The organism is Flavobacterium aquidurense (genome assembly GCF_001404985.1).
Taxonomy (GTDB): domain Bacteria; phylum Bacteroidota; class Bacteroidia; order Flavobacteriales; family Flavobacteriaceae; genus Flavobacterium; species Flavobacterium aquidurense_B.
In genome coordinates this window covers 115,534-134,797 of the sequence record NZ_JRLF01000014.1, presented here as the reverse complement: position 1 = coordinate 134,797, position 19,264 = coordinate 115,534, and the positions used below count along the sequence as shown (strand labels likewise).

Here is a 19,264-nt window from a genome sequence, read left to right as displayed (position 1 = left end):
TTTTAATTTGGACCCGGAGCCCAGTTTATTTTTTAATACCACATTAGACACCAATTTGATAATTGGTTTTGTTGGAATATTTATTTTGCTGTTTCTTTCGGCAATTGTTTCAGGTGCCGAAGTTGCGCTTTTTTCTTTATCTCAAAAAGACATTGATGAAACACTGCAGGAAAATAATCCGAAAGGAAAAATTATTTCCAATCTTTTAGATAAACCCAAAAAACTTCTCGCAACCTTACTAGTCGCCAATAATTTTTTTAATATTGGAGTCGTTATATTGTTCTCCTTTATAGGACAAAATATTTTTGCAGGCGTAAATTCACCAGTCTTTAAATTTATTCTTGAAATTATTCTGGTTACCTTTCTTATTTTGTTGTTTGGAGAAGTTTTACCAAAAGTTTATGCCAGTCGAAACAATATAAAATTTGCAAAACGCGTTGCATACCCAATTGCATTTTTAGATACATTACTATCGCCAATTAGTTTGCCCATGCGCAGTGTTACACTATATTTGCACAACAAATTGGGAAAACAAAAGAATAGTTTTTCAATAAATCAGCTTTCACAAGCCTTAGAACTTACAGATTCTGAGGGTACATCAAGCGAAGAACAAAAAATACTGGAAGGGATAGTTTCTTTTGGAAACACAGATACAAAGCAGGTTATGAGCCCGAGGATTGATATTTTTGCTTTAGAAATATCAGAACCATTTTCGGTTATTTGTCCGAAAATAATTGAAAAAGGATTTTCTAGAATTCCGGTTTACAGAGATAATATCGACCAGATTGAAGGCGTTTTATTTGTAAAAGATTTATTGCCACATATTGATAAAGAAGAATTTGATTGGTGGTCTTTGATAAGAGAAGCTTTTTTTGTTCCTGAGAATAAAAAACTGGATAACTTATTAAAGGATTTTCAAAGTCTTAAAAGTCATTTGGCAATTGTAGTTGATGAATATGGAGGAACATCAGGATTAGTATCTCTTGAAGATGTTATTGAAGAAATAGTAGGGGATATTAGTGATGAATTTGACGATGAAAATTTAAACTTTTCTCAAATAGATGAGAAGAATTTTCTATTTGAAGGAAAAATCAACATGAAAGATTTTTATCGAATTGTTGATGTTAATGAAGATATTTTCGAATCACATAAAGGAGAAGCCGAAACATTAGCAGGGTTTATTTTAGAAATCCTGGGTAATTTTCCTAAAAAAGATCAAAAAGTAGCTTTTGATAATTGTGTCTTTACGATAGAAACGGTGGATAAAAAGCGTGTGAAACAAATAAAAGTAACAATAGATTAAATGTTAAAAAAAACAATTTCAATAGCAACAATTTTACTGGCATTGACTGTTTTAAGTTGTAAAAATGATGTGGTGCCTAAGCCTTCAGGTTATTTGCGTTTAGATTATCCCGAAGCAAAATATGTTGGTTTTGAAAACAATTGTCCCTTTGCTTTTGAAATGAATGAGGCGGCAGTAATTAAAGGTGAAAAAGATTGCGGATTTGCAATTACATATCCAAAAATGAAAGCCACTATCTACCTGACTTATAAACCTGTAAATGGCAATATTGAGAAATTGCTAAAAGATGCTCAAAAACTAACTTATGAGCATGTTATTAAAGCAGATGATATATTAGAACAACCGTATTTAAACCCGCAAAAAAAGGTTTACGGTATGTTTTATCAAGTTGACGGAAACGCGGCTACAAACTCTCAGTTTTACGTAACAGACAGTACAAAGCATTTTATAACCGGATCAGTTTATTTTTATGCAAAGCCTAATTTTGATTCTATTATGCCGGCGGCGAGTTATATCAAAAATGATATGCAAAGGTTGATGGAAACTCTGAAGTGGAAATAAAAAAAAGCACAAGCATAAAAAAGGGCGTTCAATTGAACGCCCTTTTTTATAGGTTAAATTTCAAAATTACGATTTGAAATTTGATACTTTATATGTTTTTCCGTCTCCGGTTGCCTGAACAACTTTTGTCAAATTATCTTGGTTTTGAACCGTTTTGTCAAAAACAACAGTAGCGGTTTTTTTATCAAAATCAACAGTAGCTTTTTCTACTCCGTCAAGATTAGATAATTCTTTTTCGATAGTTTTTGCACATCCCATTGCACAAGTCATTCCTTCGATCTCGAAACTTGCGGTTTGAACATTTTCGGCAGCAATTGCTTTATGTTCTTTTACAGCTGTGGTTTCTGATTTTATGTTTGCCAGATTTTTATCTTCTTCTTTTTTGCAGCTTACCAATACTAAACCTGCTATGGCAAAAGTGGCTATAATCTTTGTAAATTTCATTGTGTATGATTTTAATTTAATAGTGATGTTCTTTTGCAAAATTAATAAAAATGAAGAGGTCAGTTCATAAATTTATTACAAATTTGTATCAAAATGGTATTTATGGATGCAAAGCAATTAAAGTGGGCGTATTTATTTGTTCTTTCGCTTATTTGGGGAAGTTCTTTTATTTTAATAAAAAGAGGTTTGGTTGGTTTAACGGCAATTCAGGTTGGTTCGTTCCGAATTATTTTTGCAGCGCTCTTTTTATTGATTTTTGGCTTTAATAGTCTAAAGAAAATTTCGCGTCGCCAATGGAAATTTGTTGCCATAACATCAATTTTCGGGACTTTTACCCCAGCTTATCTTTTTGCTATTGCAGAAACGGAAGTAGATAGTTCGATAGTGGCTATTTTAAATTCGCTTACACCTTTAAATACATTAGTGTTAGGAATAATTGCTTTTGGAATCCAGTTTCAAAAACGTCAGGTTTTAGGTGTTTTTGTAGGCTTGGTTGGTTGTATGTTGTTGGTTTTAAGCGGAGCATCTGCTCATCCCGGACAAAACTATTATTATGTAGTTCTTGTTGTAATTGCAACATTATGTTATGCAATCAATGTCAATTTGATCAAGAAATATTTGTCTGATTTAAATTCTGTAAGTATCACAACCGGAAACTTTACCGTTTTACTTATACCTGCTTTGATTATTTTAAGCACCACAGATATTTCTCAAAGAATAAGCTTGGATGTTACGCAGCATTCTATCTTTTTTGTAATGATTCTGGGTGTTTTAGGAACCGGAATCGCTAATGTTGTATTCTTTAAGTTAATACAAATGTCATCGCCTGTTTTTGCAACATCAGTAACCTATTTAATACCAATAGTAGCATTTTTCTGGGGATTATTAGATAACGAAATGCTAACGCCAATCCAGTTTTTTGGAGCTTTTATTATTTTGATTGGAGTTTATTTATCAGCTAAGAAATAAGAGCCTTGAATTGAATACCTTTGTCAGGTCGAAGACTCAAGGTTGTAAAGATTTGAAAATTAGGATTAAAAAATATTTCACGCAAAATTCTCCACAATTATTGTATGCGTATTTTTGTCATCCCGAGGAACGAGGGATCTCCATAAGTTACTCGACAGTATAGAGTAAGAACTTGTGTTAGTTTCTTGCGAAGATCCCTCGTTCCTCGGGATGACAAAAAAAGAGGGAAAGCCCGACAAAGCTTTTGTTAAAGAAAATTCTTACTTATATGAAAGTTTTGGCTATCTTCGTAGTCCTAACTGTTCAAATTATGACTACGAAAAAACTTATGCCCGCGCAATATGGTGGCGATATTGGAAACAATCGCAACGCTTTGAACAGCGTAGGACACCTAAAATGTGTGGGTTTTATATTTCCTAACTGTTCTAAATTATGAGTACAAACACCCTTTCAAAAGAAACAGAATTGCGATTAACTGATTTTTTCAACAATTCAATTGATCCACAATTTATGGCAAAAACAATCCGACAAGTAAATCATATGCTTGCTTTAAGCTTAATGCGGGATTGTGAAACACTCGAAACCGAGAAAACAAATCTTGAAAACGGTTTTTATTGGTTGAATGAATTAGCAGAAATTCTAAGTCCTTATCTGGATGTTGAATGATTAAACAAGAAAGGCTGTCATAATCGACAGCCTTTCTTGCTTTTAATGAATTTTGTAAAAGTTTTAAGTATGTTTTGTCATTTCGACCAAAGGGAGAAATCACACTAATAATTCGACAAAGGTTGATAATTTTAGGAATAGAGTTTCTTGTGCGATTTCTCCCTTTGGTCGAAATGACAAGATTGCGGTTATGATAATAGCGTGAGAAAGGGCTTCGACTTCGCTCAGCCTGACAAAAAAATGCATAAAAAAAGCTTTGTCAAAATTTTAAACTTTGACAAAGCTTCTAAAATCATAATCCCAAAGCTTCGGGATAACGACCCAGAACCTTTGCAACTCTGAGCCTTTGCACCTTTGAACCTTTTTTATAAAAAATCTTTCTCAGAAACTCCTTCGTTGATCTTAATATCGGTCATCTTAATATCTAATTCAAAACCTACATTTTGCACCAGATTAAAAGGAACTTTAATGCCTTTTACTTCTCTGTAATCGTTAAAGTTGGTTATTTGAGAAGACGATTTTCCGTCTTGTTCGCGAACTTTACCTTTTGCTGTTTTCAAGCCTGATTTTACATCGTAGTAATACGTTGTTTTGCCATCTTTTATTACATAAGCATCGCTGCCATTTACAGGCTCTATTCCGTCTACTTTTAAGTCTGTTCTTTTTTGTAATTGCAATTCTTCAAAAGGAGCAGCGCTGGCTTTCATATCGGCAAGATCTGCACCTTCAAGATTCTTGCGTTGACCTTGTTGCTCGATATAAGCTCCTTTTTCGTTTACCACTTGTTTCATTAAATTCATGGTTCCCATTGCGAGCGAAACCATCATTTTGCCTTTAGAATCTAGTTTAGAAGTAAAAGTCAAAGGTCCCGGCGCTTGAGGAACAGTTGTGGTTCCGGTCATTGCCAATGTTTTTGCGGCAGAAACTGCTTTTTCTCCTCCAATTGCTTTAAGGTAATTTTCGAAAACAGTTTTAGCAGTAATTCCGGTTGGAGCTTCTTTTTTAGTAACAGGTTTTTCAACCGGATTTCCGTATTTATCAAAATAGAAAATCGGAATTTGAAGTTTTTCTAAACCAGTAATTACATCAGAACCTTTTCCGGCAATCACAATTCTTATATTGTCCAGAAGGAAATATTTATTTGCAACGCGGTAAATATCATCGGCAGTAACATCGTTTATAGTCTGAATATATTTTTCGTAAAAATCTGCCGGAAGATTTTCTGTTTCAATGTTTAAAGCATATCGGGCAACAGTTTGTGGTTTTTCAACCTGCATTACAAATCGGCCAATATATCCTGCTTTTACATTTCTTAAAACTTCCTGAGGAACTCTCTCGGTTCTGATTCTTTTAATTTCTTTTATAAACTGAACTACTGCGCTGTCAGTAACAGTGTTTCTAACGGCAGATGAAGCTTTAAATTTGGTTACATATTTTCCGGCTCCAATGCTTGAACTTGCGCCATATGTCCAGGCGTGCTGCTCGCGTAAATTCATGTTCAAATAACTATTGAAATCTCCACCTAAAATTTGATTTGCAATTACTGCAGGAAAAAAATCAGGATCGCTCATTTTTAAGTTCACGGTATTAACCAGTGAAATTTCAGATTGAACCGCATTTGGAACATCTACAAAATCTATCTGAAGTTTAGAAACATTCTCCGGGTTTGGATACGTATTTTTTGGTGTGTTTTGTTTTTTCCATCCGCCAAAAAGTTTTTCAACAGCTGCTTTTGTTTCTTTAAATTTAATATCTCCTATGATTACTAAATAGGCATTTTCAGGAACAAAATAAGTAGTGTAATTTGCCTGAACATCAGCAAGAGTTACGTTTTTTACGGTTTCTTCTGATAAATATTCTCCTGAAGGATGATTTTTACCAAAAGCCAAAACGTCAACAACTCGGTTTGCAATTGCAGGAACGCTTTTTTCATCGGCTTTAAGGCCTTCGATTAATTTTGCTTTTTCCTTATCAAATTCAATTTGAGTAAAATTGGGCTGTAAAGCGCCTTCGGCCAAAAGTTCTAAAACACGTCCTGAATATTTAGAAAGTGAACTTGCATAAGCACCAGATGACGAAAAATTAATACTTGCTCCATAAAAATCAATTTCTTCGTTAAAAGCTTCTTTGGTTGTTTTTTTAGTTCCGTTGCCAATTAAGCTGCTGGTTAATTCGTCGACACCTTTTTTGTTTCCTTCTGTAAAAGGAGCATTATCTAGTGTTAGATTAAAACTTACTCTTGGTAATTTATGATTTTCAACTACCAAAACTTTCATGCCGTTTGCCAAAACAAAAGTTTGAGGTTTTTTGATATTGACTACTGGCGAAGGGCCTGGTTTTGGTTGTGGACGATCTTGTGCTTGCATAATTCCAGTCAGGAATAAAAGGATTAAAAATGTATGTATTTTTTTCATGATTCAATAAGCTTAGTTTTGAACTTTAGTTGAAGGAATGTAGTCTAAAATTAAACGCTGGTTAGGATTTAGGTACTTTTTAGCCACTTCTCTAATTTCTTCTCTTGTAATAGAGTGATAAAGGTCAATTTCTGTATTAATTAAATTAACGTCTCCGTAGAGAAGGTAATAAGAAGCTAGATTTTCGGCAATTCCTTCTACGCTGGCATTGGCATTCACGAAATTATTATCGAATTTATTTTGTAATTTTTCATAATCTTTTTCAGAAATCAGATCAGTTTGAATTTTTACAATCTCTTCATCCATTTCCTTTAAGATATCGGCTGTTGTGTTTGGCGCCATTGGCAAACCATATAAAATGTACATTCCGTAATCTTCCTGACTAAAACCAACAGCTCCAATTTGAAGCGCCATCTTTTTATCGTCGACTATTTTTTTGTACAATTTTGAACTTTTTCCGTCACTTAAATAAGAAGAGATCAAGTCTAAAACTCTGGCGTCTCTGGTTTTCATCGAAGGAGTTCTGTATGAAGCAACAATCATTGGGATCTGAATATTAGGATCTTCGTAAGTTGCTTTTATAGTCTGATTAATTGGTTCTTCGACAAAAGTTTGTTTTTTTACTTCTTCTCCTCTCGGAATTGGAGCAAAATATTTCTGAATCCATTCTTTAGTTTTGGTTTTGTCAAAATCTCCTGCTACGACCAGAACGGCATTGTTAGGCGTATAGAATTTTTTATTAAAAGCCTGAAACTCTTCGAGTGTTGCGGCATCAAGATCTTTCATAGATCCTATAGTTGTCCAGCGATACGGATGATTTTTGAACATGTTTTTCTTAACCTCCGGAAGAATGTTTCCGTACGGCTGATTGTCGTAACGCATTCTTTTTTCTTCTTTTACGACTTCATTTTGTGTTTCAACACCAATTTTATTGATGATAGGATGCATTAATCTTTCTGATTCCATCCATAAACCAAGTTCCAGACTGTTTGAAGGGAAAACTTCGTAGTAATACGTTCTGTCGTCAGAAGTATTGGCGTTATTCACTCCGCCATTTGCAGTGACGATTTTCATCCATTCGCCACGTTTTATATTTTGTGTTCCTTCAAATAATAAATGTTCAAAGAAATGTGCAAAACCCGTTCGGTCAGGGCGCTCATCTTTTGATCCTACGTGATACATTACTGAGGTTATCACAACCGGAGCAGATGGGTCGTTATGTAGAATAACATGCATGCCGTTATCTAGATTATATTCTTCAAAAGCTACCTTTTGAGCATGAGCCACTCCGCCGAGCATTAGTGCTGCACTTAACATCATTATTGAATTTTTCATAAAGATTAATAATTTTTATTTACCTATATTATGTAGGTAGCCAAGAGTTGATTATCGTTACATCAAAATTAACTTTTTTTAATTATCAAATAAGTGTTAAGTCTCATTTTGGTGATACTTTAACAATCATTCATGTTTAAAACTCCTTTTTCGACAGACAAAATCCCTTGAAAAACAGACTTTAAAGCGAAATAAATATTTTTAGAATAAGAAATTGCACAGTAAATTATTAATTGTATATTTGCAACCTTAAAAATCAATAAATCAATTTGGTATGTATGCAATCGTAGAGATAGCAGGGCAACAATTTAAAGTAAGCAAAGACTTAAAGGTTTATGTTAACCGTTTGACTAACGAAGAAGGTTCAAAAGTTTCTTTTGACAAAGTTCTTTTATTAGATGATAATGGTAGCGTAACTTTAGGCGCCCCAGCTATAGAAGGTGCTTCAGTAGAAGCTAAAGTGTTACAACACTTAAAAGGAGATAAAGTTATCGTTTTCAAAAAGAAAAGAAGAAAAGGATACAAAAAGAGAAATGGTCACAGACAATATCTTACTCAAATTGTAATTGAAGGTATTACTGCAGCTGGAGGAACTAAAAAAGCAGCAGCTAAAAAAGCGGTTGTAGCAGAAGAAGTATCTACTGAAGAAGTAGAAGCTCCTAAAGTGAAAAAAGCAGCAGCTCCAAAAGCAAAAAAAGAAGCTACTAAAGAATAATAACAATATTTAAACTCATACGTCATGGCTCACAAGAAAGGTGTCGGTAGTTCGAAGAATGGTAGAGAATCAGAATCAAAACGTTTAGGCGTTAAGATTTTTGGAGGTCAAGCTGCTATTGCTGGGAACATCATCGTTAGACAAAGAGGTTCAAAACATAATCCAGGTGAAAATGTTTACATCAGTAAAGATCACACACTACACGCAAGAGTAGCTGGAGTTGTTAAGTTCCAAAAGAAAAGAGATAACAAATCTTATGTATCTATCCTTCCATTCGAAGCATAATCATTAGATTACTTATTACAAAACCCGTTCGCATTGCGAACGGGTTTTTTGTTTTAAATTAATAAAGTTTATAAAATAATTTTTTTGAGTAAAAATAAATCACATAGTAATAATAGTGTAACATTTTATGTCATAATACAACATATGTTATAAAAGTGTACATTCGATATTAATTATTTAAAATCAGATTTTTATGAGCGAAAAAAGATTCTTTAAAATTCGCCTTTATTTTACAGGCATAATAGCAATTTTTATTTGGTTGTTATTAGCATGGAATTATTATCACGGAGGAGTGCCAAGTCATCATGTTTTGAATGATAAAAATTTACCTGAAATTTCTAATTGGTGGGGAGCTCTTTTACTTCCTTTACTTTCATGGGTTTTGTTTTATTGGATAAAAAAGAGAGTGATAAATGTTGAAGATGATGAATCAAAAAAATCTGTTTTCGCAATATTTTACGGATTTCTGGGAGCGTTGATTATGGGTGTAATTCTCTCAGTATTTTTTACTTTGGGGTATGCAAATTTCCCGGCTTATATACTTTTAATAATTCTTTTATCCGGCTTGTTTTTTCCTGTTTACAGAGCCGAATATATTCTTGGGTTTGTAATTGGTATGACATTTACATTTGGCGCTGTTCTCCCAACAGGAATTGGATTTATATTGGCATTAATTGGTGCATTCTTGTATCTGTGTATTCGACCAGTATTTTTGTATATAATATCAAGGTTTTTATTTGCTGTAGTTTCGAGAAAGCAGAAGATTAATAAATAACAGATTATATATTGGACTTATTATTTGTATTTTTGGTTGGATAAATCTACTCAAATTTTGAAAAAAATAGTTTTCTTCTTATTTCTTTTCTGCACAAGTTTATTTGCAAAAGAAATTCATCCTGCTGAACAAATCGTATCATTAAACGATAACCAAAAAAAGATTTTATACGAATTTGCTGTTCTTCAAAAAAGCGGTTCTAATGCAAATGCATATTGGCAAAAACACAAGAATCAGTTTTCTGTAATTAACGATACGCTTAGAAATCAGTTGGCAAACGAAATTTATATCAATTCGCATGTCGTTTATAGTCCAGTAAAAAATTCTGCTGTTCAATTATGGATGCAGACACAATCTCTTACCAATTGGATGCTGTATCTGGCGGCATTTGTTGCGATATGTGCCATAATAGGTTTATTACGCAATTACTGGAATTTGCTAATAGATATACTGATAAAACAATTTGCGCCAATCTTCAGGCTTTTATTCTCGGCAATTTTATTAACTTATGAATTGTTATTGGCAGGTATTGCTTGTGTTGTTTTGGGATGTTATATAGAAGAAATGACGTTGCGAACTGTGGTAATCCATACCGGTTTATTTTTATTGTGGAGCCAGTCAACGGCTATTTTTACTCAGAAATATCTAGTTAAGAAATATGTTTTTGAAATAAGGAATAATTTCTGGGGGAGTAATAAATGGGAAACGGTAAAAACAATTTGTCTGCCCGCTATTATTGTTACTATTGCTCTTTTATATGTATTATATAAAATTCCCGGTGATGTATTGTATAATTACGAAATCGTCGTGTCTAGTATGGCGGTTGTTTGTGCTTTGCCTTTTTGGCGTGTTTTAGAAAAATACATTTCACCAATTTTAATTCCGTTTGAAGATACTTGGGTCGAAAGAAGTATTTACTCGCTGGCGGCTTGTGTTATTGTGGCTTTAGTTATCTTAGGTTTTTTTATTGCACAGCATAATCCACTTTTTTCATATGTAATAACAGCCTTAGCAAGTATGCTTATTATATCATTTTTGATTTTATCGCTTAAACATAATTTTAAAGACAATTATAAGAATTACTATTATCTGCAGATTATTACAATTCTCTTTCTTTCAGCAACTCTGTTTTATAGTTTTTATATTCATTCCGGAGAAATGATTTGGGCGTCTTTAGTTGGAACCAGTATTTATATTATTATAAAGTATTGGGAGATTCCAACCTTTTTTATGAGCTGGAAAAGAAGCAGAAGATCAGCTTGGGGATTTTTAGGAATGGCAGTTTTATTATGGCTGTTGGCGAAAGGTATTTTGTATGTTTCAAAGATCGTATATATTGGTTAAAAAATAAAAAACCTGTTCAGTTATGAACAGGTTTTTTATTTTACTCAGTGTCTTTTGTTTCTTCAAGATCTTCGGTTTTTCGTCCCACTTTTACTTTAGGGCTATTTTGTGTTCCGGTAACAGTTAGCGGAATTCCGAATATACCAAGAGGAGGTAGGCCTAAACGCATTTTTAAGTTCAGTTTTCCGTCTAAGCTTGTAGTGCCTTCAATTCTTGGTCGAAAGCCTGCAAACTTGAATTTAAATCGTTCTACCGTCATGATATTATTTTTGATAGTAGTTTTAATATCGACTTTAGAGACATCAGGATTTTTCATCGATTCAGAACTGGTTTCCTTGCTTACGGCATTGAACATTTTCAATCCTCGTACTTTTACATCTTTTACAGAAAGTATTCCGCCTCCCGTAAGCGATGGGTAAACAGGATTCATATTGCCATTTAAACGCCCTTTTAATTGATAATCTACAGATACAATTCCCTGTGCTTTTTCAGCTGCACTGGCCATTTTTCTAAAAACTTCAATTTCATTATATGCTTTTTTAATATCAAAATCAGATGCTTTAAGACTAAAATCAAAATTCGCTTTTTGAGTCGTTATAGCCTGGTAATTGGCATTCATGGCAACATTGCAGCCAATTAAATTAAAACCGGTATTCTGCATGCTCAATTTTCCTTTGTTCATGTTTAAATTTCCTGTCGCATTTTGAAGATTCAATTTGTCAAAATTTACTTTTTGAGCATTAGCTGTAAAATTCAAATTTAAATTTGTTGGAATTATGATAACTCCGGTTTGTTTTGCCTGGCTTTGAGCAGGCGTCGAAGCTTCGGGTTTGGTTTGTGTTACAGATGTATTTGCCGGTGTGCTAGACATAAATTCATCTACATTGATGTATCGTGATGTAACTTTAAAAGAACCTCTTAAAACACCCGTATTTGTAGTTATGTAATTAAAGACGTTTTGTAAATACCCATTCAGTTTAAAATCAGATTCCCCATAAGTGGCCAAAAAGTTATTAAAAGACATTTTATCCTGATTGATTTTAAAAATCCCTTCTTTGATAATGAATTTTTTAGGCAGGTATTCTGATGCAATTCCTATGTTTCTAAGTTCAAGTGTTCCTTTATTATAAAGTTTGCTGTAATTTCCTTTTTCGGCGTCACTTTGTTTACCTTTCAAGACTAAATCAGCTTTTATAAAACCATCTAAATCAAGTCCTTTTTGAGAAAAAACTTTGTAGATTTTATGGATATCAAGTTCACCTTTTGCTTTAATATCATAAGTTAAATCATTAAAATTACTTAAATCAGCTTCTACAAAAACAGGTTTTCCTTCAAAAGTAAACTGTGTTGGTTTTAGGCTTACTTTTAAATCATCAAATGTTCCTTTTTGATTCTCAATTTTTGATTTTATTGTAATATTTGTAATCGGATTTGGGTAATATTTGGTTTTTAAGTAACCATTTTCCAAATCGATAACTCCTTTCGTAACCGGGAAAAGTTTGTTTTTCTGATCAAACTTTCCATTTGCTTTTACATCTCCTGCCAAACTTCCTTTTAAAACGATATCTGGAATCCCAAGTGCTTTTGTTAGTTTTTCAAGATCGATTTTTGCTTTAAAATCAGCATTTATTTCAGGAGTATTCACACCTTTTACAGAAAATTTAGATTTTAAATAATCCTTATTTATATTTAAAGATAAATTTTTTGCATCAACAGTCAAAAGGTCCGGATTTAAAGAAGGAACTGTAGTTTTAACTTCTAAATTTAAATTCGAAACCGGAAAAGCACTTTTGTTATAATTTACAAAGCCATTGTCTATTTTAACATCCAAATTTAGATCAGGAGCAATATTTTGTGAGGCGATATAATTTCCTTTTAAGGTAAAAAGCAGATTTGTTTTACCTGTTATTTCTGTTTTAGACAGCCAGGTAATATATTTGGGAGGTAAAGCTGTAAAAAGATCGTATAGATTACTGTCGTCAGATTTTATGATAAAATCCATATTGTAGCCGTCTTTCAGAAAATCAAATTTCCCTTTAAAATCTACTAAAAGCTGATTGATTTTAAGGTTGTTTTGCTCAAAAAAGAAAGATAAGGAGTTAACGTTTACTTTAGTAATTAAGTCAGCATCAATTTTTTTATTCATTAAATACGGTTCGCCTTCATAAACAATATTTAATTTTTCGATTTTAGCTTTTGAGTATAAATCAAAAACGGCCTGATTTAAATCTCCTTTTCCTAAGTAGTTAAAACCAAAGGCATCAAAATGTACTTTAGTGGATAAATCGTCATAAATAATTTTACTGTTTATGATTTCAATTTTTTCCAGTTTTAGCGATGCATCAGCATCAGTACTATCTTTAGGATTTGATGGTTTTGATGATTTATAAACATTGTAATTCGCTTCTCCTTTGTCGTTTACTTTTACATTAATAAAAGAATCAGACAAATAGATCTGATCAATTTTTACTTCTTTGCTAAAAACTAAACTTGCTACGTTTATCCCAAAAGAGACTTCTTTTGCGGTAATAAATTTTTCATTTTTATAAGGAGCAGATCCGTTAAGGCTTAAATCATTTAAAGTTAAAGTCAATGAAGGGAAATGATGAAAAAACGAAACCGAAACATCAGAATAATTTAATTCTGCGCTCAGTTTTTCATTGGCAGTCTTTTTAATTTGCTCTTTGATTTTATCAGCAAATACAATTGGGGTCAAAAACAACAATCCTATAACAACGACAAAAGTTATTGCGAGATATTTTGCCGTTTTTAATAAAATGGACTTCGTTTTATTTGTAGACATAACAAATTGAGGTGTTTACAGGAAATATTTGTATTTTGGTAAAGGATAATTATCCGTGAACAGTTTCGCTTTTGCCGTAATTAGTGATAATAGAACCTTCATATTCAATCCATTCTTTCCATCGTTTATCGATATCTATGTTGTCTGTATATTTTCTTGCAAATCCTAAAAATGTAGTATAATGACCTGCTTCAGAAATCATTAAATCGCGATAAAACTTAGCCAATTCCTCGTCTTTGATATTTTCTGAAAGTACTTTGAAACGCTCACAACTTCTGGCTTCGATCATAGCCGAAAACAATAAGCGATCGCAAAGTGCATCTTTTCTGCTTCCGTCTTTTTTCATGAATTTAAAAAGTTCATTTACATAATGATCTTTTCTTTCGCGTCCCAAAGTCAAACCTCTTTTTTTGATAATGTCATGCACCATTTGTAAATGCTCTAATTCTTCTCTGGCAATTACAAGCATTTCAGTTACTAATTCCTCTAATTCAGAGTTATAAGTAACCAGACTAATGGCATTCGAAGCGGCTTTTTGCTCACACCAGGCGTGATCTGTCAAAATTTCTTCGATATTCGACTCTACTATATTTACCCAGCGTGGGTCTGTGGCTAATTTTAATCCTAACATAACGATATTGAAAAAAAGTTAACTGCAAAATTAGTCTTTTTTATCACCGAAAGTCAGTAAATAGTGTGCAAATGCGCTCAAAAAAGCATTATTTTGTAACTTGAAACAAGTAAAATGAGTCAGATAAAAAAACTGTTGATTATTGGGTTTGTTTGGCCTGAACCAAATTCATCTGCCGCGGGCGGAAGAATGATGCAATTGATTTCTATTTTTGTGGCAAATGGATTTGAAATTACGTTTGCAAGCCCTGCTTTAGATAGCGATTTTATGGTCGATTTATCTGAATTTGGCGTAAAGAAAATATCAATTGAATTGAATAATTCCAGTTTTGATGATTTTATAATCGAACTTAATCCCGACATAGTTTTATTTGATCGCTTTATGATCGAAGAACAATTTGGGTGGCGGGTTTCTGAAAATTGCCCAAAAGCGATTCGTTTATTAGATACCGAAGATTTGCATTGTTTGAGAACTGCAAGACAAAAAGCATTTAAAGAAAACAGAATATTTGAGTTGAATAATTTACTGTCTGAAGAAGTTGCAAAACGAGAAATCGCCAGTATTTTAAGGTGTGATTTGTCTTTTATTATTTCTGAATTTGAAATGGAAATTCTAAAAGATGTTTTTAAAATCGATTCAGATTTACTGCATTATTTGCCTTTTCTGATCGATGAAATGTCTGAGGGAGATTTAGTGAAATTACCATCATTTCAGGAACGAAAGAATTTTGTTTTCATTGGTAATTTTCTTCATGAACCTAACTGGAATACGGTTCAGTATCTTAAAGAAACAATTTGGTCTTTAATCAAAAAACAATTTACTGACGCTGTTTTAGAAGTTTACGGGGCATATCCTTCGCAAAAAGTACTGCAATTGCATCAGCCAAAAAACGGTTTTTTTATTATGGGAAGGGCGGCTGATGCTAATGAAATTGTAAAAAAATCCAGAATTGTTTTGGCTCCAATTCGTTTTGGCGCAGGTTTAAAAGGTAAACTATTAGAAGCTATGCAATGCGGAACGCCAAGTATAACGACAACAATTGGTTCTGAAGCCATGCATAATAATCTACCGTGGAATGGTTTTATCACGGATGATGTTGAAGAGTTTGCAAAAAAAGCCGTTGAGTTGTATCAGGATGAAAATCTCTGGAAACAATCTCAAAATAATGGAATAACACTTATAAATGAATGCTATCAAATCAGTAAATATTCAGTACAATTAATCGAGGTGATTAATGCATTGCTAAATAATTCTGAAAGTCATCGCCTGCATAATTTCATGGGAAACCTGTTGCAGCATCATACTTTAAAAAGCACAAAATACATGGCAAAATGGATTGAAGCTAAGAATAAAAATTAAACTTCCATTTTACCAAAACCTACTGTTTCACGATATAATTGTGGCGAAACATCAGCATTAGTTTTAAAGAATCGGCTAAAATAATGTTCATCATCATAACCTAATTCATAAGCTATTTCTTTTACCGTTTTATTGGTCATGTATAATTCTCTTTTGGCTTCGATTATGATTCTTTCGGCAATTAGATCGGTAAGGGTTTTGTTGAAATAGTTTTTGGATAATTTCGCCAAGGCTTTCGCCGAGATATTGAGCATTTCTGCATAGTGACCTGCAGAATGTTTAATTTTAAAATTAAGCTCAATTGCATCTTTCAGGTTTTGAAGAATAAAAGGTTCTTTAGAATCCGGAGCAGATTTCATTTCTTCTAATTGCTGATTCTTTAATCTTGAAGCTGTAATCAGGAATATCTTTAAATAAGAAATCAACAAGTCATATTGTGCTAATCCGGTATTTTGAATTTCAGTTTTCATCTGGTCCAAAACCATTTTAAAAGTCAAAGCAGCATCTTCAGTAATTATTGTAAATGGCGGTTGATACACATTATTGAATAAAACGCCATTGCACGAAACTTCTTTTTGGTGGTAATGAATGCAGTAAAAATCAGGATGAAAATGTATTGCAATTCCTTCTATTGGTTCGCTCACACAAAGCATAAATGGCTGATATGGAGAAAAGGCGAGGAGTGAGTTTTCTTCAAAATGGTGTTCGGCAAAATCAGCTTTTACTTTCCCTTTTCCTTTGGTTACCCATATTAGCGAGAAATAATTATTGCGCTGTAAGTGATCGAAGTGGCTGTTGTCATCAAACGGAAGTAATTTGAATGCTAAATTACCATTTTGCGGATTTATTAAAGTGTACACGTTTTGATTGCTCATAATAAAACTACTTTTTTGAAAATATAAAGATAGTCATGAAAAAGAATTCACGACTATCTATATAAATTGTTTTTTGCTCGATTAGTTTTGTAATTCTAAACTAGGAACTGCTGGAAAATCGATTTGTGTATTAGCGGTATTATTGAAATAGTTTGTTAAAACATTCAACGCTACATGCGCTACGGTTTCTGCAATTTCTGCTTCTGAAACTCCTGCGTTTTTAATTGCCTGTACATCTTCATTATTTACTAAGCCATTTTTACTTACTAATGTTTTGGCAAATTGAAGAATAGCGCCTGTTTTTGCATCAGCAGAATTTCCTGTTCTTGCGTCATGTAAAACCTGTGGATCTGCTTTTAATAGTTTTTCTCCAATAAAAGTGTGAGCAGCTACACAATAATCACAAGAGTTGCTTTCTGAAATTGTTAAGGCTAATAATTCGCCTGTTTTTGCACTTAATTTTCCGTGGCTTAATGCACCGCTTAAGTTTAAATATCCTTCAAGAACTGCCGGAGAATTTCCCATTGTTCTCATCATGTTAGGCACAACGCCTAGTTTAGCTTGTACAGCGTTGAATAAATCTTTAGTTTTTCCTGTTGCTTCTTCTGGGTTTAATGCTGTTAATCGTGTCATTTTATTTAATTTTTATGTTATTTATTAGTTGTTGTCTTTTGACATTACAAAGGTGCGACGATTACAGATTTTAGAACATGGAGGATTTACGCTATATAATGGACAATTTTCCCTATGATTGTTTTTTGATAAAAAAAATCCCCGATTACGAGGTGTAATCGGGGATGATAAATTTTAGTTTACAGTTGCAGTCACAGTTTTCAGTTTACAGTCTCGCTGAAACTGCGACTGAGACTTCGACTGTAAACTGAACACCGAGACTGAAAACTACTTCAAAATGCCTTCAACTGCCTGAACAGTCGTAGCATGATAACCTGATTTTGCTTTGTCAAAAATTTTGTTTGCCCAAACTTTTCCTTCCGTAGTTTTTGCCATTTCTTTATAAAGCATCATTACTGATCCTGTTCTGCTGCTTCCAATTAAAAATTGTTCAATTGCAGGATATGCTGCGGTGTATTTATAACGAATAGACGGAACAAACCATTGACGTTTGATAATAAAATTACCACCTTTTGTAAAGTTGAATTCTGCATCAATTGCTTCCATTTCTTTTGGCGTAATATCTGTTGGAAGGTGATCTATAAAATACTGTTTTTCACTCGTTGTTGTGATTTTTTGACTCAATCCTTTTACGCCTGTTTCTCTCCAGCTTGTCTGAATTTTGTCAATTGCATCAAAATCGGCAGAACTTACAGTAGTAATATTTGATGGAATTCCAGGTTTGTAGATCCAGTCTTCGGCTTTTATTTTATCTGCAAGTGCCTTGTCTCCTTTTATAAGGTTCTCGTTGTAGTATTTAAGGAAATCTTCTGTTGTGATAGATTTGAAAGCGTGTGCGTCGAAATAATTTTTGATAAATACATCAAACTTTTCACGTCCAACAGCATTTTCGATTACTCTTAAAAAAGCATATCCTTTTACATAAGGAATCATACTGATTCCGTCGTCTGGATTTCTTCCTGTAAGGCTCACTTTTAATCTTGTATCCGGGCTTGTGTCTCCATATTCGGCAACATTATCGACTAATTCTTTACGAGTGATAACATTTTGCATTTCAAATTCTTTCTCTCCAAAGATTGCTTCACCAATTCTATGTTCAACATAAGTCGTGAAACCTTCGTTTAACCAGATATCATCCCAGGTTGCGTTTGTAACTAAGTTTCCGCTCCAGCTGTGACCTAATTCGTGCGCTAATAAACTAGTTAAAGAACGATCTCCGGCAATTACTCCCGGAGTAAGGAAAGTTAAGTTTGGATTTTCCATTCCTCCGTAAGGAAAACTTGGAGGTAAAACCAAAACATCGTAACGTCCCCAACGGTAAGGACCGTAAAGTTTTTCGGCAGCTACAACCATTTTTCCAAGTTCGGCAAATTCCCAGGCCGATTTTTTTAGCATTGATGGTTCTGCATAAACTCCGGTTCTGTTGTCTATAGATTGAAATTCCAAATCTCCAACGGCAATTGCCATTAAATAAGAAGGAATCGCTTTGTCTTGTTTAAAAGTATAAACTCCGGTATCATTTTTCTTTTGAGGATTTACGGCGCTCATTACAGCTAATAAATCTTTAGGAACCGTAACTTTTGCATTATACGTAAAACGAATTCCCGGTGAATCCTGACACGGAATCCAGGTACGAGACCAAACGCTTTCGCCTTGTGAGAAAAGAAAAGGTTTCTTTTTATCAGCAGTTTGTTCTGGTTTCAACCATTGCAATGCAACGGCGTCTTTAGTGGTGCTGTAGTAAATGTTTACTTTAGTGGTAGTAGGTTCGATGGTAATATGAAGAGGTTTACCGTGAAATTCAACATCTTTTCCAAGCTCGAATTTAGTTTCTTTTTCATCATCGCCTAAAGTTACTTTTGTAATGTTAAGTGTATTTTCGTCAAAGATAATTTCATTTCCTTTGCTTACATTGTTAATTAACCAGGAAGCTTTTCCTGAAATAGTCTGCGTATCAAAGTCAACTTTTATATCCAGATCCAAATGTTTTACAACAGCAAGTTCTGGTTTAGAATAGCTGTGTTCGTCTGTAACGCCAGTTGCTTTTTCGGTTTGTTCCTTTTTCTGACAGGCAATTATGGTCAGGAATAAAGTGGCAAGGATTATTTTTTTCATTTTATGAAGTATTGAATTAGTGGAGGGAAATTAAACA

General features: G+C 33.3%; 17 protein-coding genes. 9 read left to right on the top strand and 8 right to left on the bottom strand.

From position 1 onward, the window contains the following. The first annotated feature begins 7 nt into the window (after positions 1–7). Together RC62_RS16105 and gldD are read left to right on the top strand one after the other, a co-directional pair. Positions 8–1,303 (top strand): gliding motility-associated protein GldE, encoded by a 1,296-nt coding sequence (locus RC62_RS16105; protein ID WP_055097038.1) that lies wholly within the window; start codon positions 8–10, stop codon positions 1,301–1,303. After that, positions 1,304–1,864 (top strand): gliding motility lipoprotein GldD, encoded by a 561-nt coding sequence (gldD, locus tag RC62_RS16100; RefSeq protein ID WP_055097035.1) that lies wholly within the window; start codon positions 1,304–1,306, stop codon positions 1,862–1,864. A 66-nt stretch (positions 1,865–1,930) separates the two neighbouring features. Here gldD and RC62_RS16095 read toward each other — a convergent pair whose 3' ends face one another. Beyond that, positions 1,931–2,308: a heavy-metal-associated domain-containing protein gene (locus RC62_RS16095; protein ID WP_055097033.1), complete on the bottom strand. Its 378-nt coding sequence runs from the start codon at positions 2,306–2,308 to the stop codon at positions 1,931–1,933. 102 nt (positions 2,309–2,410) lie between these two features. On the opposite strand from RC62_RS16095, the gene RC62_RS16090 reads away from it, so the two are divergent. Further along, positions 2,411–3,277 (top strand): DMT family transporter, encoded by an 867-nt coding sequence (locus RC62_RS16090; protein WP_055097031.1) that lies wholly within the window; start codon positions 2,411–2,413, stop codon positions 3,275–3,277. A 432-nt stretch (positions 3,278–3,709) separates the two neighbouring features. Further along, positions 3,710–3,943, top strand: coding sequence for a hypothetical protein (locus RC62_RS16085; protein WP_055097028.1), 234 nt, complete (start codon positions 3,710–3,712; stop codon positions 3,941–3,943). Positions 3,944–4,308: 365 nt separating this feature from the next. Here RC62_RS16085 and RC62_RS16080 read toward each other — a convergent pair whose 3' ends face one another. Together RC62_RS16080 and RC62_RS16075 are read right to left on the bottom strand one after the other, a co-directional pair. Continuing rightward, positions 4,309–6,357, bottom strand: coding sequence for a M16 family metallopeptidase (locus tag RC62_RS16080; protein ID WP_055097026.1), 2,049 nt, complete (start codon positions 6,355–6,357; stop codon positions 4,309–4,311). A 12-nt stretch (positions 6,358–6,369) separates the two neighbouring features. After that, complete coding sequence (locus tag RC62_RS16075; protein WP_055097024.1) at positions 6,370–7,692, bottom strand: M16 family metallopeptidase; 1,323 nt, start codon at positions 7,690–7,692, stop codon at positions 6,370–6,372. Positions 7,693–7,966: 274 nt separating this feature from the next. Here RC62_RS16075 and rplU point away from each other — a divergent pair, with 274 nt between their 5' ends. The 4 genes from rplU (at position 7,967) to RC62_RS16055 (ending at position 10,811) form a co-directional block, all read left to right on the top strand. Beyond that, the gene (gene rplU / locus RC62_RS16070) at positions 7,967–8,407 is read left to right on the top strand and encodes a 50S ribosomal protein L21 (protein WP_055097022.1); all 441 of its coding nucleotides are present in this window, start codon (positions 7,967–7,969) and stop codon (positions 8,405–8,407) included. Between the two features lie 24 nt (positions 8,408–8,431). Continuing rightward, positions 8,432–8,692 carry a 50S ribosomal protein L27 gene (gene rpmA / locus RC62_RS16065; RefSeq protein ID WP_035685981.1) on the top strand — a complete coding sequence of 87 codons (261 nt, stop codon included), beginning with the start codon at positions 8,432–8,434 and terminating at the stop codon, positions 8,690–8,692. A gap of 193 nt (positions 8,693–8,885) precedes the next feature. Continuing rightward, complete coding sequence (locus tag RC62_RS16060; protein ID WP_055097020.1) at positions 8,886–9,467, top strand: hypothetical protein; 582 nt, start codon at positions 8,886–8,888, stop codon at positions 9,465–9,467. A gap of 57 nt (positions 9,468–9,524) precedes the next feature. Next, entirely contained in the window at positions 9,525–10,811 is a 1,287-nt protein-coding gene (locus RC62_RS16055; RefSeq protein ID WP_245176838.1) for a hypothetical protein, read from the top strand. A gap of 40 nt (positions 10,812–10,851) precedes the next feature. On the opposite strand, the gene RC62_RS16050 is transcribed toward RC62_RS16055, so the two are convergent. Together RC62_RS16050 and RC62_RS16045 are read right to left on the bottom strand one after the other, a co-directional pair. Continuing rightward, positions 10,852–13,614: an AsmA-like C-terminal region-containing protein gene (locus RC62_RS16050; RefSeq protein WP_055097017.1), complete on the bottom strand. Its 2,763-nt coding sequence runs from the start codon at positions 13,612–13,614 to the stop codon at positions 10,852–10,854. Positions 13,615–13,663: 49 nt separating this feature from the next. Then, on the bottom strand, positions 13,664–14,245 hold the full coding sequence (locus tag RC62_RS16045; protein WP_035685975.1) for a tRNA-(ms[2]io[6]A)-hydroxylase: 582 nt from the start codon (positions 14,243–14,245) through the stop codon (positions 13,664–13,666). A gap of 114 nt (positions 14,246–14,359) precedes the next feature. On the opposite strand from RC62_RS16045, the gene RC62_RS16040 reads away from it, so the two are divergent. Next, positions 14,360–15,604 carry a glycosyltransferase gene (locus RC62_RS16040; protein ID WP_055097015.1) on the top strand — a complete coding sequence of 415 codons (1,245 nt, stop codon included), beginning with the start codon at positions 14,360–14,362 and terminating at the stop codon, positions 15,602–15,604. Here RC62_RS16040 and RC62_RS16035 read toward each other — a convergent pair. The 3 genes from RC62_RS16035 to RC62_RS16025 form a co-directional block, all read right to left on the bottom strand. Further along, complete coding sequence (locus tag RC62_RS16035; protein WP_055097013.1) at positions 15,601–16,479, bottom strand: helix-turn-helix domain-containing protein; 879 nt, start codon at positions 16,477–16,479, stop codon at positions 15,601–15,603. The genes RC62_RS16040 and RC62_RS16035 overlap by 4 nt on opposite strands. Positions 16,480–16,560: 81 nt before the next feature. Beyond that, positions 16,561–17,112 (bottom strand): carboxymuconolactone decarboxylase family protein, encoded by a 552-nt coding sequence (locus tag RC62_RS16030; protein WP_055097012.1) that lies wholly within the window; start codon positions 17,110–17,112, stop codon positions 16,561–16,563. 267 nt (positions 17,113–17,379) lie between these two features. Continuing rightward, complete coding sequence (locus RC62_RS16025; protein ID WP_055097009.1) at positions 17,380–19,227, bottom strand: hydrolase/aminopeptidase; 1,848 nt, start codon at positions 19,225–19,227, stop codon at positions 17,380–17,382. Positions 19,228–19,264 lie beyond the last annotated feature (37 nt).

Bases quoted from the DNA above. Each gene is read 5' to 3' on its own strand.
- gldD (WP_055097035.1), top strand. From the start codon at position 1,304: ATGTTAAAAAAAACAATTTCAATAGCAACAATTTTACTGGCATTGACT.
- RC62_RS16095 (WP_055097033.1), bottom strand. From the start codon at position 2,308: ATGAAATTTACAAAGATTATAGCCACTTTTGCCATAGCAGGTTTAGTA.
- RC62_RS16090 (WP_055097031.1), top strand. From the start codon at position 2,411: ATGGATGCAAAGCAATTAAAGTGGGCGTATTTATTTGTTCTTTCGCTT.
- RC62_RS16085 (WP_055097028.1), top strand. From the start codon at position 3,710: ATGAGTACAAACACCCTTTCAAAAGAAACAGAATTGCGATTAACTGAT.
- RC62_RS16080 (WP_055097026.1), bottom strand. From the start codon at position 6,357: ATGAAAAAAATACATACATTTTTAATCCTTTTATTCCTGACTGGAATT.
- RC62_RS16075 (WP_055097024.1), bottom strand. From the start codon at position 7,692: ATGAAAAATTCAATAATGATGTTAAGTGCAGCACTAATGCTCGGCGGA.
- rplU (WP_055097022.1), top strand. From the start codon at position 7,967: ATGTATGCAATCGTAGAGATAGCAGGGCAACAATTTAAAGTAAGCAAA.
- rpmA (WP_035685981.1), top strand. From the start codon at position 8,432: ATGGCTCACAAGAAAGGTGTCGGTAGTTCGAAGAATGGTAGAGAATCA.
- RC62_RS16060 (WP_055097020.1), top strand. From the start codon at position 8,886: ATGAGCGAAAAAAGATTCTTTAAAATTCGCCTTTATTTTACAGGCATA.
- RC62_RS16050 (WP_055097017.1), bottom strand. From the start codon at position 13,614: ATGTCTACAAATAAAACGAAGTCCATTTTATTAAAAACGGCAAAATAT.
- RC62_RS16045 (WP_035685975.1), bottom strand. From the start codon at position 14,245: ATGTTAGGATTAAAATTAGCCACAGACCCACGCTGGGTAAATATAGTA.
- RC62_RS16040 (WP_055097015.1), top strand. From the start codon at position 14,360: ATGAGTCAGATAAAAAAACTGTTGATTATTGGGTTTGTTTGGCCTGAA.
- RC62_RS16035 (WP_055097013.1), bottom strand. From the start codon at position 16,479: ATGAGCAATCAAAACGTGTACACTTTAATAAATCCGCAAAATGGTAAT.
- RC62_RS16030 (WP_055097012.1), bottom strand. From the start codon at position 17,112: ATGACACGATTAACAGCATTAAACCCAGAAGAAGCAACAGGAAAAACT.
- RC62_RS16025 (WP_055097009.1), bottom strand. From the start codon at position 19,227: ATGAAAAAAATAATCCTTGCCACTTTATTCCTGACCATAATTGCCTGT.